Source organism: Variovorax sp. H27-G14, from assembly GCF_046156345.1.
In the GTDB taxonomy this organism is placed as follows: Bacteria; Pseudomonadota; Gammaproteobacteria; order Burkholderiales; family Burkholderiaceae_C; genus Variovorax.
In genome coordinates, this window is sequence record NZ_JAYLVN010000019.1 from 117,229 (window position 1) to 132,011 (window position 14,783).

13 protein-coding genes and 3 pseudogenes are annotated in these 14,783 nt (G+C 66.4%); 8 read left to right on the forward strand and 8 right to left on the reverse strand.

Annotation, left to right across the window (positions count from 1 at the left end; genetic code table 11):
* Positions 1-15: 15 nt before the first annotated feature.
* Entirely contained in the window at positions 16-522 is a 507-nt protein-coding gene (locus VLK31_RS29910; protein WP_409172109.1) for a 5' nucleotidase, NT5C type, read from the reverse strand.
* A gap of 223 nt (positions 523-745) precedes the next feature.
* Here VLK31_RS29910 and VLK31_RS29915 point away from each other — a divergent pair, with 223 nt between their 5' ends.
* The 6 genes from VLK31_RS29915 to VLK31_RS29940 all read left to right on the forward strand — a co-directional run bounded on the left by VLK31_RS29915 (position 746) and on the right by VLK31_RS29940 (position 7,070).
* Positions 746-2,128 (forward strand): NAD-dependent succinate-semialdehyde dehydrogenase, encoded by a 1,383-nt coding sequence (locus VLK31_RS29915; protein ID WP_409172110.1) that lies wholly within the window; start codon positions 746-748, stop codon positions 2,126-2,128.
* Between the two features lie 9 nt (positions 2,129-2,137).
* Positions 2,138-3,325 carry an NAD(P) transhydrogenase subunit alpha gene (locus VLK31_RS29920; RefSeq protein ID WP_409172111.1) on the forward strand — a complete coding sequence of 396 codons (1,188 nt, stop codon included), beginning with the start codon at positions 2,138-2,140 and terminating at the stop codon, positions 3,323-3,325.
* Complete coding sequence (locus VLK31_RS29925) at positions 3,322-3,675, forward strand: NAD(P) transhydrogenase subunit alpha (protein WP_409172112.1); 354 nt, start codon at positions 3,322-3,324, stop codon at positions 3,673-3,675. The genes VLK31_RS29920 and VLK31_RS29925 overlap by 4 nt, the downstream gene beginning before the upstream one ends.
* Positions 3,676-3,683: 8 nt before the next feature.
* Positions 3,684-5,135 carry an NAD(P)(+) transhydrogenase (Re/Si-specific) subunit beta gene (locus VLK31_RS29930; protein ID WP_409172113.1) on the forward strand — a complete coding sequence of 484 codons (1,452 nt, stop codon included), beginning with the start codon at positions 3,684-3,686 and terminating at the stop codon, positions 5,133-5,135.
* 57 nt (positions 5,136-5,192) lie between these two features.
* Complete coding sequence (locus VLK31_RS29935; protein ID WP_409172114.1) at positions 5,193-6,227, forward strand: zinc-dependent alcohol dehydrogenase; 1,035 nt, start codon at positions 5,193-5,195, stop codon at positions 6,225-6,227.
* 72 nt (positions 6,228-6,299) lie between these two features.
* Entirely contained in the window at positions 6,300-7,070 is a 771-nt protein-coding gene (locus VLK31_RS29940) for a PRC-barrel domain-containing protein (protein WP_409172115.1), read from the forward strand.
* Between the two features lie 127 nt (positions 7,071-7,197).
* On the opposite strand, the gene VLK31_RS29945 is transcribed toward VLK31_RS29940, so the two are convergent.
* The 5 genes and pseudogenes from VLK31_RS29945 to VLK31_RS29965 form a co-directional block, all read right to left on the reverse strand.
* A complete protein-coding gene (locus VLK31_RS29945) occupies positions 7,198-8,865 on the reverse strand; it encodes a Na+/H+ antiporter (RefSeq protein ID WP_409172116.1) in 1,668 nt (555 codons plus the stop codon).
* A 14-nt stretch (positions 8,866-8,879) separates the two neighbouring features.
* A complete protein-coding gene (locus VLK31_RS29950) occupies positions 8,880-9,731 on the reverse strand; it encodes a L,D-transpeptidase (protein WP_409172127.1) in 852 nt (283 codons plus the stop codon).
* Positions 9,732-9,954: 223 nt separating this feature from the next.
* A pseudogene (locus VLK31_RS29955) lies at positions 9,955-10,502 on the reverse strand (DUF1275 family protein).
* 93 nt (positions 10,503-10,595) lie between these two features.
* Positions 10,596-11,292, reverse strand: a pseudogene (locus VLK31_RS29960) (hypothetical protein); the annotation flags it as partial.
* Positions 11,293-11,482: 190 nt separating this feature from the next.
* Complete coding sequence (locus VLK31_RS29965) at positions 11,483-12,199, reverse strand: Crp/Fnr family transcriptional regulator (RefSeq protein WP_409172117.1); 717 nt, start codon at positions 12,197-12,199, stop codon at positions 11,483-11,485.
* A gap of 240 nt (positions 12,200-12,439) precedes the next feature.
* Between VLK31_RS29965 and VLK31_RS29970 the strand changes: the two genes are divergently transcribed.
* Together VLK31_RS29970 and VLK31_RS29975 are read left to right on the forward strand one after the other, a co-directional pair.
* Positions 12,440-12,820 carry a hypothetical protein gene (locus VLK31_RS29970; protein ID WP_409172118.1) on the forward strand — a complete coding sequence of 127 codons (381 nt, stop codon included), beginning with the start codon at positions 12,440-12,442 and terminating at the stop codon, positions 12,818-12,820.
* A gap of 44 nt (positions 12,821-12,864) precedes the next feature.
* Complete coding sequence (locus VLK31_RS29975) at positions 12,865-13,518, forward strand: BON domain-containing protein (protein ID WP_409172119.1); 654 nt, start codon at positions 12,865-12,867, stop codon at positions 13,516-13,518.
* 28 nt (positions 13,519-13,546) lie between these two features.
* Here VLK31_RS29975 and VLK31_RS29980 read toward each other — a convergent pair whose 3' ends face one another.
* Positions 13,547-14,269, reverse strand: coding sequence for a Crp/Fnr family transcriptional regulator (locus VLK31_RS29980; RefSeq protein ID WP_409172120.1), 723 nt, complete (start codon positions 14,267-14,269; stop codon positions 13,547-13,549).
* A gap of 2 nt (positions 14,270-14,271) precedes the next feature.
* A pseudogene (locus VLK31_RS29985) lies at positions 14,272-14,783 on the reverse strand (hypothetical protein); the annotation flags it as partial.

The following is a 14,783-nucleotide window of genomic DNA, read 5'->3' on the forward strand; positions in this document are numbered from 1 at the left end:
AGACATTGGAGATCTTCAGCGGCGACAAGTCGGTACGACAACGTACGAACTTGCGTCGTTGTCAGCCCGTGCGAGTGCGGCCAACACGTGAAGCATCGCTGTGGTCCAGTCGCCCGTGAAGTAGACGGTCGTGCCGCGAAAGCGATCCGCATTGGCCCACTCCGGGTGATCGTCGAGCAGCACGTCGCGCGCCTCGCCGACGCAGCCCTTGTCGGGCGTGATGATCACCCGGTCGTCGAGGCTCGGAAAGTGATCGCGTATCCACAGCAGCTTCTCGGTGGCGGCACACGGGTTCGACGCGGGAATTTTCGTGAGCACGAAAACCTCGGTGCCCAGGGCCTGAAGTTTGGCGATGGCGTCTGTTGCGCCGGCAAGGGGGCGCAGGGCCCGGTAGGCGCCGGGGCATCGCTTCAATGCGTCCGGCGTAGTGGCGCGCCTGACGCATTCGGCACCGAAATCGGCCATCACGCCGTCCATGTCGATGTAGACCCGGGGCTGGTCGGGGTAGCTGCGTTTTCCCATTGAACTACGAGCATCGCCTTGCCGGGGCAGGCCGTCTGTTCGCTGACAAACACAGTCCCATGCACGGCCGCCGTGCAGAGCTTTCCATCACCACGCAGTGCCTGGGTGCGGCAACGAACGGACGCCCATTTTTTCGGCGCGCAGGATGACTTCAACCGGTGCGGTCCTTCCCGCCCCGCCGTGAACCGCTCTGCCAGCCCGCACAACACCACCCGAAAGCACCATGTCCTACCAAAGCGTGAACCCCTTCGACGGCAAGACCCTGAAGATCTTCGACGAACTCAACGACAGGCAGCTCGAAAAAGCCGTCGCGGTCGCCACCACCTGCTACGAGACATGGCGCCACAAGAGCTACGCGGAACGCGCGGTGGTCGTCGCCAAGGTGGGGGTGCTCATGCAAAAACATGCGCAAGAGCTTGCGCGCACCATGACGCTGGAGATGGGCAAGCGCACCAGCGAGGCCCAGGGCGAGGTCGCATTCAGCGCGCGCATCCTCGACTACTACGCCAAGAACGCTGAGCGCTTCCTTGCACCGCAGAAGCTCCATCCGACCCACGGCGAGGCCCACATGGAGAGCAGCCCCATCGGCGTGATCTTCTGCGTCGAACCCTGGAACTTTCCGTACTACCAGCTGGCGCGCATCGCAGGACCGCACCTGATGGCGGGCAACGTGCTGATGGTCAAGCATGCAGGCATCGTTCCGCAGTGCGCCATGGCGTTCGAGCAGCTCTGGACCGAGGCCGGCGCCCCCGCCGGCCTCTACACCAACCTGCTGATCTCGCATGCGCAGGCCGAGCGCGTGATCGACGACCCCCGCATCAAGGGTGTGGCGCTGACCGGCAGCGTGGAGGCCGGCAGGAGCGTGGCCGCCCGCGCCGGGCGCAACCTCAAGGTCTCGTCGATGGAGCTGGGCGGCAGCGATGCGTTCATCGTGCTGGACGACGCCGACTTGGAGCGCACCGTCAAATGGGCGGTGTGGGGCCGCATTTACAACACCGGCCAGACTTGCTGTGCTGCCAAGCGGTTCATCGTGGCCGACAAGCTCGCTGACCAGTTCATCGAGAAGTTCCAGGCCGCGCTGGGCGCGCTGGAGGCAGGCGACCCGCTGGACGAAAAGACCACGTTGGGCCCGCTGTCCACCGAGTCGGCCCTGCTCGGGCTGTTGAAGCAGGTCGACGCGGCCGTGGCCCATGGCGCCAGGGTGGTGATGGGCGGCAAGCGAATCGACCGCCCGGGGGCGTTCATGCAGCCCACGATCCTGACCGACATCGAGCCGGACAACCCGGCCTACCGGGAGGAGTTCTTCGGCCCGGTGGCGCTGTTCTTCAGGGTAAAGAGCGAGGAAGAGGCGATTGCACTGGCCAACGACTCCGACTTCGGCCTGGGCGGTTCCGTCTTCACCAAGGACGTCGCGCGCGGCAAGCGCGTGGCCAGCCGCATCGAGACCGGCATGGTGTTCATCAACAACATCGACTGGTCCGATGCCGAGCTTCCCTTCGGCGGCATCAAGGACTCAGGATACGGCCGCGAACTGGGCGACATGGGCATCCAGCAGTTCGTGAACAAGAAGCTGGTTCGCACCGTCACACTCGACGCACCCGGCTGAGGCGCCGCCATGTACGTGAATGTGGCGGTCCTGCGCGAAACGCAGGCGCACGAGCGGCGCGTGGCGCTGGTGCCTTCGGTTGTTGCGAAGCTGGTCAAGCTCGGTGCAAGGCTCCACATGCAGGCCGGCGCGGGGGAGACGATCCACCTTGCCGATGCCGCGTTCGAGCAGGTGGTGGTGATGGCCGACCGCCTGGCCATGGTGCGCGATGCCGACGTGGTGCTGGCCGTGCAGCCCCCCGCGCTGGAAGTGATCGACGCGATGAAAGAGGGCGCGATGCTCGTGTGCTTCGTCTACGTTAACAAACAGCCCGCGCTGCTCGCGCGCCTGCTCGACAGAAAGATCACCTGTTTCGCGATGGAGCGCGTGCCTCGCATCACGCGGGCACAGGCAATGGATGCCCTATCGAGCCAATCGGCATTGGCGGGGTACTACGCGGTGCAACTTGGCTCCACGCATCTGGCGCGCATCCTGCCGAAGGTCACTACTGCCGCAGGCGCCATCGGGCCTGCCAAGGTGCTGGTGATGGGCCTTGGTGTTGCCGGGCTGGAAGCCATTGCCACGGCGCACCGGCTTGGAGCTGTGGTCGAGGGTTATGACGTTCGTCCTGAAACAGAGGAGCAGGCGCTGTCCCTGGGCGCCACCTTCGTCAAGACCGGGGTGGACGCTCGCGGCAAGGGCGGCTACGCACGTGCACTGAGCGCCGAGGAGACAACGAAGGTCGATGCTGTGCTCACCCGGCATCTCCAGCAGGCGGACCTTGTCATCACCACGGCTGCCATTCCCGGCAAGCCCTCGCCCAAGCTGATCAGTCATGCGCAGGTGGCGGGCATGAAGGCGGGCGCCGTCATCGTCGATCTGTCCGCCGAGGGCGGCGGCAACTGCGCGGACAGCCGGTCGGGCGAGGCGGTGAAAGTGGGCTTCGTGACCATCGTCGCGCCGCTCAACGTGCCCTCCCTGGTGTGCAAGGACGCGAGCGAGCTGTATGCAAGAAACCAGTTCAACCTGCTCGCGCTGATGCTCAAGGACAACATCGTCACGATCGACTGGAGCGACGAAGTGCTCGCGCAGACGGTGCTCACGCACAACGGCAAGCGCATGGACGGCCAGGCCGCCGTGGCGCAGATCCCCGCTACCGCCACCGCTACCTCCTCCCCCAACTCCACACCCGTCGCCATTGCGGCGCCAACGCCATGAACTCCCCACTCCAGCTCGGCGGATTCGTCGCGCTCTACATCTTCGTGCTTGCGGGCTTTGCCGGCTGGGTGATCATCGCCCGCGTGCCGGCCATCCTGCACACGCCGCTGATGTCGGGCTCCAACTTCGTGCACGGCATCGTGGTGGTCGGCGGACTGTATGCGCTGCTCGATGCGAGTACCGTTCAGCAGCAGGCGATCGGCTTCCTGGCGGTGCTGCTGGGCGCGGGCAATGCAGCCGGCGGCTATGCCGTCACCGACCGCATGCTGGCCATGTTCCAGGCGAGCACCCACAAGGCGGCCGGCAGGAAGCGTGGCGCAGTGAAGGCGTTGCACGCCAGGAAGCACTGAGGCACGACATGCTTGCAAGTCTTCCATCCCTGGCCAACGGCCTTGCCGGCCTGGTGGCCGCCTTTCTTTTTCTTTTCGGCCTGCTGCGCATGTCGTCGCCGGTCACCGCGCCCTCGGGCATCCGGCTGGCCGGCGTGGGAATGGCGGTGGCGGTGCTCGCGAGCTTTCTGTATGCCTTCGATGTAAGCGCGGCGGCACGACCGCACCTGTGGGTCAACATCGGCTTGGCGGCTTTGGCTCTGGGACTGGGCGGTGGTGTGGCTTGGTGGAGCGGCCGCACGGTCGCAATGACCGCGATGCCGCAGATGGTGGCTCTCTACAACGGCATGGGCGGCGGCGCGGCGGCCGCCATTGCGGCCGTGGAACTGCTCGGCGGCAAGGCACAAGGTGCCACCGCGCTGGCCGCGACGCTTGCCGGTGCGCTGATCGGCGCCGTGTCGCTGTCGGGCTCCGTGGTGGCCTGGGCCAAGCTTGACGGCGTGATCCAGCGGCCGCTTCGGCTGAAAGGCCAGCAGGTGCTCAACGGCCTGGTGATGCTGCTCACGCTGGCGCTGGGCGTTTACATCGTTCTGGTGGCCCTTGTGTTGGCAAGCGCGCCGTTGAGCCTGCCCGTGCTGATCGGCATCTTCTTCGGCTGCGCGCTGGTCGTCGGCGTGCTCATGACGCTGCCCATCGGCGGCGCCGACATGCCGGTCGTGATCTCGATCTACAACGCCTTCACCGGGCTTGCAGTGGCGCTGGAAGGCTACGTGTTGCGCAACCCGGCCCTGATGATCGCGGGCATGGTGGTCGGCGCAGCCGGCTTGCTGCTCACGCTGCTCATGGCCCGGGCCATGAACCGCTCGGTCGGCAACGTGGTGTTTACCAATTTCGGCACCGTGTCCAAACGAAGAAAGAGCGCGATCAAGGGCGAACTGAAGCCCATGTCGCCCGGCGACGCCGGCATCGCGATGCGCTATGCGCGCTCCGTCATCGTGGTGCCGGGGTACGGCTTGGCGGTGGCGCAGGGGCAGCAGAAGCTTTACGAACTGGTGGAGCTGCTGCAGGCCGGCGGCGTCAGCGTGCGCTTCGCGGTGCATCCGGTCGCCGGGCGCATGCCCGGACAGATGGACGTGCTGCTGGCCGAGGCCGGCGTGCCTTATGACCAGATCTTTCAGCTGGAAGACATCAACGACGCCTTCGCCGACACCGACGTGGCACTGGTCATCGGCGCCAACGACGTGGTGAACCCGGCCGCACGCAACGACAAGTCGTCGCCGATATTCGGCATGCCGATCCTCGATGCCGACCGGGCAAAGCAGGTCTTCGTGGTCAAGCGTGGCGAAGGCAAGGGCTATGCAGGCATCCCCAATGCGCTGTTCTACGGCGGCAACTGCCACATGGTCTACGGCGATGCCCAGGCCGTGCTGGTGAAGATGACCGAGGCCGTGAAAAGCCTGGGCCTGCCGGCTGCCGCCTGAAGACCGAAGCGCGCCAGCCGCCCATTGCAACCCATTCATCCCCAGGAGAACCACCCCATGTCACGCAAGATGCAAGCCGCCGTCGTCGAGCAGTTCGGCCAGCCATTGGTTGTTCAGCAGATCGACATTCCCACGCCCGGGCCAGGCCAGATCCTGGTGAAGACCGAGGCCTGCGGCGTGTGCCACACCGACCTGCACGCAGCCCACGGCGACTGGCCGGCAAGGCCCTCGCTGCCTTTCATTCCAGGCCACGAGGGCATCGGGCGCGTGGTGGCGCTGGGCGCTGGCGTTACAGCGGTGAAGGAGGGCGACCGCGTGGGCGTGCCCTGGCTGTATTCGGCATGTGGCCATTGCGAGTACTGCCTGTCGGCCTGGGAAACCGTGTGCGCCAAGGCGCAGTTCGGCGGCTACACCAAGAACGGCGGTTTTGCCGAGTACATCGTGGCCGACCCCAACTACGTGGCGCATGTGCCCGCGGGCCTGTCGGCCATCGAGGCCGCGCCGCTCATCTGCGCAGGCGTCACGAGCTACAAGGGGTTGAAGGAGACGTGCGCGCGACCCGGGCAGTGGGTCGTCGTGTCCGGCATCGGCGGGCTGGGGCACCTGGCGGTGCAGTACGGCCGCGCGATGGGCCTGCGTGTGTGCGCGGTCGACATCGACGACGGCAAGCTCGCGCATGCGAAGCGCCTCGGGGCCGAAGCCATCGTCAATGCCAAGGCGGGCGACCCGGTGGCGGCCGTCAGGCAGGCGACCGACGGCGGCGCCCATGGCGTGCTCATCACCGCGCCTTCGCTCGCGGCGTTCAAGCAAGGCGTGGGCATGACGCGCAAGCGCGGTACCTGCGTGCTGGTCGGGCTGCCGCCGGGCGAGTTTCCGACCCCGCTGTTCGACGTGGTGGCCAACTGCATCACCATTCGCGGCTCCTTCGTCGGCAACCGACAGGACATGGCGGAGGCGCTGGGCTTCGCGGCAGAAGGCAAGGTCAAGGCCGACATAGAGCTGCAGCCCCTGTCGGCCATCAACAGCGTGTTCGAGCGGCTGCTGCGCGGCGATGTGCCGTCCAGGGTGGTGCTCGATTTCAGCGCGCAGTGAACGGCCCATACGCCCCTTACGGCGCGCGGTCGCGGCGGGCCTCCACCTTCATTTTTTTCAAGGACACCGATCATGTTGAATACGCTGCATCACTTTCACGGCGCCACGGTCACCGCCACGGACGGCCTCATCGGGCATGTGAAGTCCGCCTTCTTCGACGACCGGTCCTGGGTGATCCGCTATCTGGTGGTAGATGCCGGGTCTTGGCTCGAGGACCGCAAGGTGCTGATCTCTCCCTACGCAGTGAAGCAGCCGCTGGGCGCTGAAAAGAACATCGACGTGTCGCTCACCCGCCAGCAGGTGAAGAAGAGCCCCGACATCGACACCCACCAGCCGGTCTCGCGCCAGCACGAGCGCGACTACCTGGGCTACTACGCCTACCCCGAGTACTGGGACGGCGGCGGCATGTGGGGCATGGGGGGCTACCCGATGCTGCCTAGCTACCTGCCCAGCGCCGCGGAAACCGAAGCCGCCAGAGCACTGCGCGAGCGCGACCGCCAAGCGGCGGACGTGCACCTGCGCAGCAGCACCAAGGTGAGCGGCTACAACGTGGAGGCAAGCGACGGCAGCATCGGCCACATCAAGGATTTCATCTTCGACGATGCGTCGTGGGCCATTCGCTATCTGGTGATCGACACCCGCAACTGGTGGCCAGGCGGGCGCAAGGTGCTGGTGCCCACCCACTGGATCGACGGCATCGACTGGGCCACGGGCTCGGTGGCCGTCGCGCTCACGCGCCAGGAGGTCAAGGACAGCCCACAGTACCAGGAAGACATGCCCGTGCTGCGCGACTACGAGCAGCGGCTGCACGACGCCTACAGCCGCGCCGCCTATTGGGACTGAAGCCGCAATCGACCCCTGCATGCGATGGGGCTCAACCGCGCCGTGGCGGGCCGAGCAGAGCGCCGGACGCTTCCGGGTGCTGCTGTGCTCGTGCCGTGGTGTTGCCGTAGCGGCATGCGCAGCCCCACTAGCTGGAATATCTGGCCTCGATCAAGTCCAGCTCGCGGATGAGCTTGCGCGCTGTTTCGCTGCCCAGTCTGCGTGCGCGCAGTTCGCGAAAGATGGCGGCGCGCTCGGCCTGCAGCCCTGCCAGGCGCATCTCGCGTTCGATGGCCTCGCCGCGCCGCGCCAGTGCAATGGCCTCCTGGTTGCCTGACCTGCTTTCTATGCGGGCCCGGTAGATGTTCATCACGCGGGCCGCGGCAGCCATGACGATGTCGACTTCCGGCACGGAGGCCGAGCGCCGCCGCTCCAGGCGCTCGATCTCGGCAATGGCTGCGTGTGCCGCTCCCGTTCGTGCAGCCGCCTCCTCGGCTTCGCGCGCGGGATCGGCCGGCACGAGCAGCCCCTTGAGCAACAGCGGCATACCGATGCTCGCCGCGGCGAGCGAAAGCGTGATCACGCCCATGGACAGCAGAATCGCCAGGTCGCGCGCGGGGAACGGCGCCCCGCCGGGCAGCGTCAGCGGCAGGCTCAGTACGCCGGCGAGCGTGACGGCCCCGCGCACGCCGGCCAGCGACATCACCGCCACGATGCGCCAGCCTGGCCGGGCCGCTGTTCCCGCTGTTCCCGCCGTGCCCGCCGGCACGCCTGCCGCGGCACGCGCGTGGAGCGGGCGCAGCCTCAGCGAGACCATGACCCAGGCAAAGCGCAAGGCTGCCAGCCCCAGCGTGATCGCAACCACGTAGACCGCCAACCATGCCGGCTGCGTGTGGCCGGTGAGCCGCACCGTGGTCGAGGCGCCCGCCACGATGCCGTGCAACTGCTCGCCAAGGAGCACGAAGATGATGCCGCTGGCGGTGAACTGAATCACGTCCCAGAAGGTGTTGCGCCGAATCCGCGTGACCGCCAGCGCCTTGCCCGAGCTTTCGACGAAGCTCATCGTCAGGCCTGCGGCCACGGCGGCCAGAATGCCCGAGCAGTGCAGTTCCTCGGCCAGCAGATAGCAACCGAAGGGAATCAGCAGGCTGATGAGAATCTGCAGGCCGCTGTCTTCGCCCAGCCGCCTGGGAACCAGGTTCTTCAGCCAGGTCAGTACGCCGGTCAGCCCTGCGCCGACCGCGATGCCGCCGGTGGCGACCCAGGTGAAGTCGAGCAGGGCCGCGAGCAGCGAGAAGCTGCCGGTCACCATGGCCGCCACCGCAAAGCGAAAGCAGACCAGCCCGGAGGCATCGTTGAGAAGCGATTCGCCTTCGAGGATGTGCATCATCCGCCGCGGCATCGGCACCCGCTGCACAACGCCCGACACCGCGATCGGGTCGGTCGGCGACAGCACGGCGGCCAGCGCAAAGGCCACCGGCAGCGGCATGGCCGGAATCAACGCGTGAATCAACACGCCCATGCCCAGCACCGTGAACACGACCAGGCCCAGCGCAAGCTGCACCACGGTGCCCTTGTCCTTGAACAGTTCTTCTGGCGGAATGCGCCACCCATCCAGAAACAGCAGAGGCGGCAGAAACAGCAGAAAAAAGACCTGCGGATCGAGCGACACGACCAGCTGGCTCGACAGGCCCATCACCGAGCCCAGCGCAATCTGTATCACCGGGCGCGGGACACCGAACGGCAGCAGCCGCGCAAGAAAGTCGCTCAGCACCACGGCGAGCAACAGGAACAGGATGACGGCGACGGTTTGCAAGGTGCGAACGCCGCTCAGTGTTTTGCCGGCAGCGGCGACCATTCGGGCCGCTCGGTGCGGCCCGAGTCGACCACCACCATGGAGCGGCCCGGCCAGGCGGTCGGTGTGCGGTCGCGCCGCAGCACCCACAGGTGCGCGCCCTCGGAGGCCGATTTCTCGTAGTCGGCGTCGAGCAGGCCGTTGCGGTCGATGAATTCGTTCAACGACGACGGTATGCGCACGCAGCCTTCGGACTGCGCGGTGCCCAGCTTCGGTTCCGCCAGTGCCGGATCGGTGGCGTGCATCTGCAGCCGCATCACGCCCATGGCGCCCTTGCCCCAGCCGCGCGGCGCGTCGATCCAGCCGAAGTCGTAGATCCGCATGCCCTTGGCGCCGTAGCCCCTGAAACCCAGCTTGTTCTTGGTTCCTTCAGCGCGAAAGTCGGGGTTGGCCATCGCGTGGTCGAACACGCCCAGCGGGGTCGTGAAGTGCTCATACCGGCCGGGCAACCCAGTGGACACCGGCGTGGCCCCGACGAATTGCCAGCCGCTTGCCGGCGACCCGAGGTACAGCAGCGCGGCCTGCACGTGCGGGTTTCGGTCGATCAGCACGATGACCTGTTGCGCTTGCGGTGCCAATCCCGGCGCCGTGTTCGTTGGGGTAGTGGCGGCCAGCAGCGCGGCCTGCAAACGCACTGCGTAGGCGACGGTCTCGTCCTGGGGAACGCGCAGGCGCGGCGATACGTCGCGTTCAAATTCAGCGCCCATGGTCGCCGCGCCTGCCAGTTCTGGTGAATCGGCCGGTCCAATCAGCTCGACCTCGGCGGCAGAGACCGTGGTCACTGGTGCGCTGCTCGCGAGGTCGAGGGCAGCGCTCCACATGAGCATCACCACGCACAGCCACCTGAGGTGGCGCGCTCGCTTAGCGCCTTGCCGGCGTTGCGCTGGGGAGGCTGCGCGTTGGCCCGAAGGCAGCAGGGTGGGTGGCGGGTGTTTCATTGACTGCACGGTATGCGTCGCGCGAGGCGTGCGTCGATGCGCTGGCGCACAGACCGAACCACGCAGTTGGACCGAGGCGCCTCAGCCGACTGGCCGACGCGCGGTGGACGTGTCAGTCCAGGCTTCGCGGGGCCTGCGCATCGGCAACGGCATGGCGGTCCCATGGCAGCCGCTGTGCACGCAACTTGAAGCGCGGCACGTCGCGACGAAGCGGCGGAATCGACAGCGCCAAAAGCAGCGCCGCAAAAGGCACGACGCAGACGAAGGCCACGTACTTGAAACCCAGCGCACCACCGCCCCGCCCAGCACGAACATGCACAGCAGCCCGCCCGACCTGCGCAGCCGCCCGCGGTCATGGCAAACCGGCGCCGGGGCTGTGCCCGCCCGCCGGAGCCAGTTGACCAGCACGGCGCAGGCGGCGGCGCCGCTCACGAACGCCAGGATGGCGGCACCCAGCGCATTAAGCAGCAAGGTGGCATTCCCCAGCACTGTGCCGTCCGCCAGCTGCGAGGCAAAACCGGTCATGTGCGACGTGTACATGTGCAGCACCAGGAAGCCACCCGCGTTGATGGCGGCCGCATTGAAGGCCAACAGCAGGCCCAGCGCCATGTTGGTGGAGGGCCCCCGGTAGCGATTGGTCAGAAAGCGAAGTCTGCGCATGAGCGACCTGCTGGCCGGTGCCGGCCAGCCTTCAGTGCGTCAATGCTGCTTCCAGCGCCAGTCTGCAATTTACGGCATGCAGGGCGATGAGCGCGGCTGGTCGGCAAAGCCTGTCAGCGGCACCTTGTGCGCGCGATGTGTGCCTTCAATGGGCACGCCGTCCACCGTCTTCGGCCCGGTCCAGCCCTTGGGCGAGCGCAGCACCAGCATCGGCCAGCGGTGGCTGCAGCAGCCGCACCACGCCGCCGCTCGACGGGTTGAGGAACTTGTTCGAATGCCAGCTGGCCGCCAGCGCACCGGTTTCGACCTCGCCATCGCCGATGACGCAGCAGGCCAGCAGGGCGGGGTTGTCGAACACCGCGCCGTGCGCGTGCAGCAGCGAGCAGCCGAGCTCGCCGCCTTCATGAATGGAACCCGGCGTTTCCGGCGACACGTGGCTGGGAATGCCGCCCGGAAACGAGAACTGCGTGAACAGGCGCTTCAGGCCTTGGGCGTCGCGCGAGATGTGCGGATACACCTCGCTGTAGGTGCCTTCGAGGTACGTGCCGGCCACTACGCCCGGGCCGCCATGGCCCGGCCCGGCAATGAAGATCGCGTCGAGGTCGCGCACCTTGATGGCGCGGTTCATGTGCGCGTAGATGAAATTCAGGCCCGGCGTGGTGCCACAGTGGCCCAGCAGGCGCGGCTCGATGTGCGCCAACTGCAGCGGCTCGCGCAGCAGCGGGTTGCCCATGAGGTAGATCTGCCCCACCGCCAGGTAGTTGGCGGCGCGCCACCAGGCGTCGAGCAGGGTGAAGTCTTCTTGAGGCGAATGAAATTCGGTCGCGGGATGGGGGGTGGTGAGGACGTGCGGGCGCCTGCAATGGTGGCGTGGTCTTCACAGCAACTGTGCGCGCCAGGCAGGCGCTGGTCTGTCGACGTCGTGCAAACGGGGCATGCAACGCAGCGCCACCGCGCCGGGGCTCTGCAAGCGTATGAAACTACTTCGAGACGCCGCCCGGAAGTAGCCGGTCGTACTCCTTCTTGACCACCTCATAGCACTCGCAAGAACGCTTTTCCAGTCCGGGGCGGTCGAGCACCGAGATGCGGCCTCTCGCATAGCGGATCAACCCGGCCTTCTGCAGCTTGAGCGCACCTTCGGTCACGCCCTCGCGCCTGACGCCCAGCATGTTGGAGATGAGCTCCTGCGTCATCACCAGCTCGTCGCCTTGCAGGCGGTCCAGGCTCAGCAGCAGCCAGCGGCATAGCTGCTGGTCGAGCGAGTGGTGTCGGTTGCAAACAGCGGTTTGCGCCATCTGCGTGATCAGCGCCTGCGTGTAGCGCAACAGCAGGTGCAGCACCGGAGGCTGGTTGAACTCGTCCTTGATCGCGTCCGAGGGCAGCCTGTAGCCGTGACCCGCGCTCTGGACCACGGCCCGGCTCGGGGTGGAGCCGCCGCCCATGAAAAGCGAGATGCCCACGATGCCCTCGTTGCCCACCACGGCAATCTCGGCGGAGGCCCCGTCCTCCATGACATAGAGCAAAGAAACGATGGCCGTCGTCGGAAAGTAGACGTGGCTCATCGTTTTGCCGGGTTCATAGAGCACTTTGCCCAATGGCAGGTCGGCTTCTTCGAGCTGAGGCCGCCAGCGCTGCCATTCGGCATCCGGCAGCGACGCGAGCAGGTGGTTTTTCTTGGGGGCAAGGGTAGAGGGCAACGCTTGGCTCCGCAGTGATAGACGCGCTTGACCAGCGCAAGTGTCCCGCAACTGGCCGGAAAACCAATCTACCGATTTCCCTGCGTCCGCTCTGTGCGGTAGCGCACAGAGCGCTGCCTTGAACGGCTTGGTGGGGCAACGCACGGACGCTTGCAGCAGTTGCGCGCACCGTGCAGGGCAAGAGCTTGTCCTGTTCAATCCGCCGGTGCAACCCCGCATCGCACATCCGAGGGTATTTTCATGTCACTGTTTCACGCCGTCGTCTGGGCCGACCATCACAGCGCCCAGATCCTGCAGTTCGACGCCACGCAGGTGCTGGAAAAGCAGGTCAAGTCGCACGTGCATTACACACGCCAGCACGGCAGCAAGGTGCGCAGCGAGCATGAGTTTTTCAGCGACGTTTGCGACGCGCTGGTCGGCATCGCGCAGGTGCTTGTTGCGGGTTCGCACACGGTGCAGGCCGACTTTCGCCACTACGTCGAAAAGCACCGCCCCAACGTGGCAAAGCAGATCGTCGACTGGCAGACGCTGGACCATCCGACCCCGAACGAGCTCGTTGCCCTGGCAAGGCGCTATTTCTCGACCCATGCGGCAATGGCCACACCCATGAAGGCCGACTGACGCGCCAAGCTTGCCTGTTCCCAACCTCACACCGAGCAACAACCATGATCACAGACTTGCAACTTCAGAACAACGTGCTGGCCCAACTCAAGTGGTGGCCCCGGGTCGATGCGGCGCACATCGGCGTTTCGGCCAAGGACGGCATCGTCGCGCTCACCGGCCAGGTGAGCCACTACGCCGAGAAGTCGGCCGCCGAGGAGTCGACCAAAGGCGTCTACGGCGTCAAAGGCCTGGCCAACGATATCGTGGTGGAGCCCATGGGGACGCAGGGGCGCAGCGACCTGGACATTGCCAGCGCGGCCGTCAACGCCTTGAAGTGGCACTTCGAAGTGCCCGAGGACAAGATCAAGGTGATCGTGAAGAACGGCTGGGTCTCGCTGGAAGGTACCGTCGATTGGGCGTTTCAGAAGCATGCGGCGGCTGAGTGCGTGCGCTACCTCATGGGGGTGGTGTCGCTCACCAATGCCATCGTCATCAAGCCGTCGGCCACCTGGACCGATGTCACGACCGAGATCGAGAACGCATTCCGCCGTCATGCGGACCTGGACGCCCGCCGCATCACGGTCACCACCAAGGGCAGCGAGGTGAGCCTCAGCGGCAGTGTGTCGTCGTGGTCGGAGCGCGACCAGGCTGTTGCCGCCGCCTGGGCCGCGCCGGGCGTGAGTGCGGTGCATGTCGATCTTGCGGTGATGACATGACCGGCCCCGGTTGTGACGTGTTGCTGCGCTACGTGAGCGCAAGGTTTGGCGGCAACAGGCGAACCAGCTCGCTGCGCACCACGCCATAGCACTCGCAGGTCTGCGTCTCCAGGCCGTGCCGGTCCAGCACCTCGATGTGGCCGCGGCGATAGCGTATGAAGCCCGATCGCTGCAGGTTGCCGGCGGCTTCCGTCACACCTTCACGGCGCACGCCCAGCATGCTGGCGATCAGTTCCTGTGTCATGACCAGTTCGCCCGACGGGATGCGGTCGACGGTCAACAGGAGCCAGCGGCACAGCTGTTGGTGCAGCGAGTGGTGCCGGTTGCACACAGCCGTTTGCGCAGTCTGTGCAATCAGCGCCTGCGTGTAGCGCAGGAACAGCGCCTTCACCGTGCCGTCGCAGTCGAACTGCCGCTTCATCAGGTGGCGCTCCAGCCGGTAGGCATGGCCGGCGGTCTGCACGACCGCCGAGCTGGGCGTGGTGTCGCCCCCCATGAAAAGGGAGATGCCGACCAGTCCTTCGTTGCCGACGCCCGCAGTCTCGGTCGAATCACCGGCCTGCGTGACGTAGTGCAGCGACACGATGGCCGTGGTGGGAAAGTACACATGCTGCAGCTGGCCGCCAGATTCGTAGAGCACATCGCCGAGCTTGAGCTGAACCAGCTCCAGGGCCGAGGCGAAGGGCTCGAACGCGTCCTTCGTCAGCAGTCCCAGCAGGTGGTTCTGGCTCGGATGGTGGAGGGAAGACATTGTCAGTTGCCCGTGCCGGCTACGGCGGCGGCTGCCGGGGCCTTGAGCTCGAACTCCACGCCGATGCCCCGGTAGCCCATGAAGCGGCTGGCCGGGCTGAACATCGGCTCGCCGCTGACCCGAAAGTGCTGGCGCGCACCGTCCGGGGCGGTTCGGCTGAAGACAAAGTCGAGGAAGGGCCGGCGCGCTTCGATCAGCTGTTGCAGCGCCGTTCGCTCCACCTCGTTCCAGCCCGCCTGCGCACTGGCCTGGGCACTCGCCGGCGCGTCACCGGCCGCCGCGCGCAGGCCGATGCCCAGCGTCTCCATCGCGGGGCCATAGACCGTGGTCAGTTCGCCAAGCTCGTTCTGTTCCCAGTACCAGTCCGAGGCGAGCTCGGTCAGGCGTCGAAAACGCTCTTCGCTGGCGCGCAGCTCGGCCGTGCGTTCCTGCACCGTGCGCTCCAGCAGCTGGTTGTGCTGCGCCAGCTTCTGATAAAGCAGGCGAACCTCCAGCATGTTGCGGATGCGCGTCT

Coding starts and splice junctions, on each gene's coding strand:
- VLK31_RS29910 (WP_409172109.1), bottom strand. CDS start 522: ATGGGAAAACGCAGCTACCCCGACCAGCCCCGGGTCTACATCGACATG.
- VLK31_RS29915 (WP_409172110.1), top strand. CDS start 746: ATGTCCTACCAAAGCGTGAACCCCTTCGACGGCAAGACCCTGAAGATC.
- VLK31_RS29920 (WP_409172111.1), top strand. CDS start 2,138: ATGTACGTGAATGTGGCGGTCCTGCGCGAAACGCAGGCGCACGAGCGG.
- VLK31_RS29925 (WP_409172112.1), top strand. CDS start 3,322: ATGAACTCCCCACTCCAGCTCGGCGGATTCGTCGCGCTCTACATCTTC.
- VLK31_RS29930 (WP_409172113.1), top strand. CDS start 3,684: ATGCTTGCAAGTCTTCCATCCCTGGCCAACGGCCTTGCCGGCCTGGTG.
- VLK31_RS29935 (WP_409172114.1), top strand. CDS start 5,193: ATGTCACGCAAGATGCAAGCCGCCGTCGTCGAGCAGTTCGGCCAGCCA.
- VLK31_RS29940 (WP_409172115.1), top strand. CDS start 6,300: ATGTTGAATACGCTGCATCACTTTCACGGCGCCACGGTCACCGCCACG.
- VLK31_RS29950 (WP_409172127.1), bottom strand. CDS start 9,731: ATGCTCATGTGGAGCGCTGCCCTCGACCTCGCGAGCAGCGCACCAGTG.
- VLK31_RS29970 (WP_409172118.1), top strand. CDS start 12,440: ATGTCACTGTTTCACGCCGTCGTCTGGGCCGACCATCACAGCGCCCAG.
- VLK31_RS29975 (WP_409172119.1), top strand. CDS start 12,865: ATGATCACAGACTTGCAACTTCAGAACAACGTGCTGGCCCAACTCAAG.
- VLK31_RS29980 (WP_409172120.1), bottom strand. CDS start 14,269: ATGTCTTCCCTCCACCATCCGAGCCAGAACCACCTGCTGGGACTGCTG.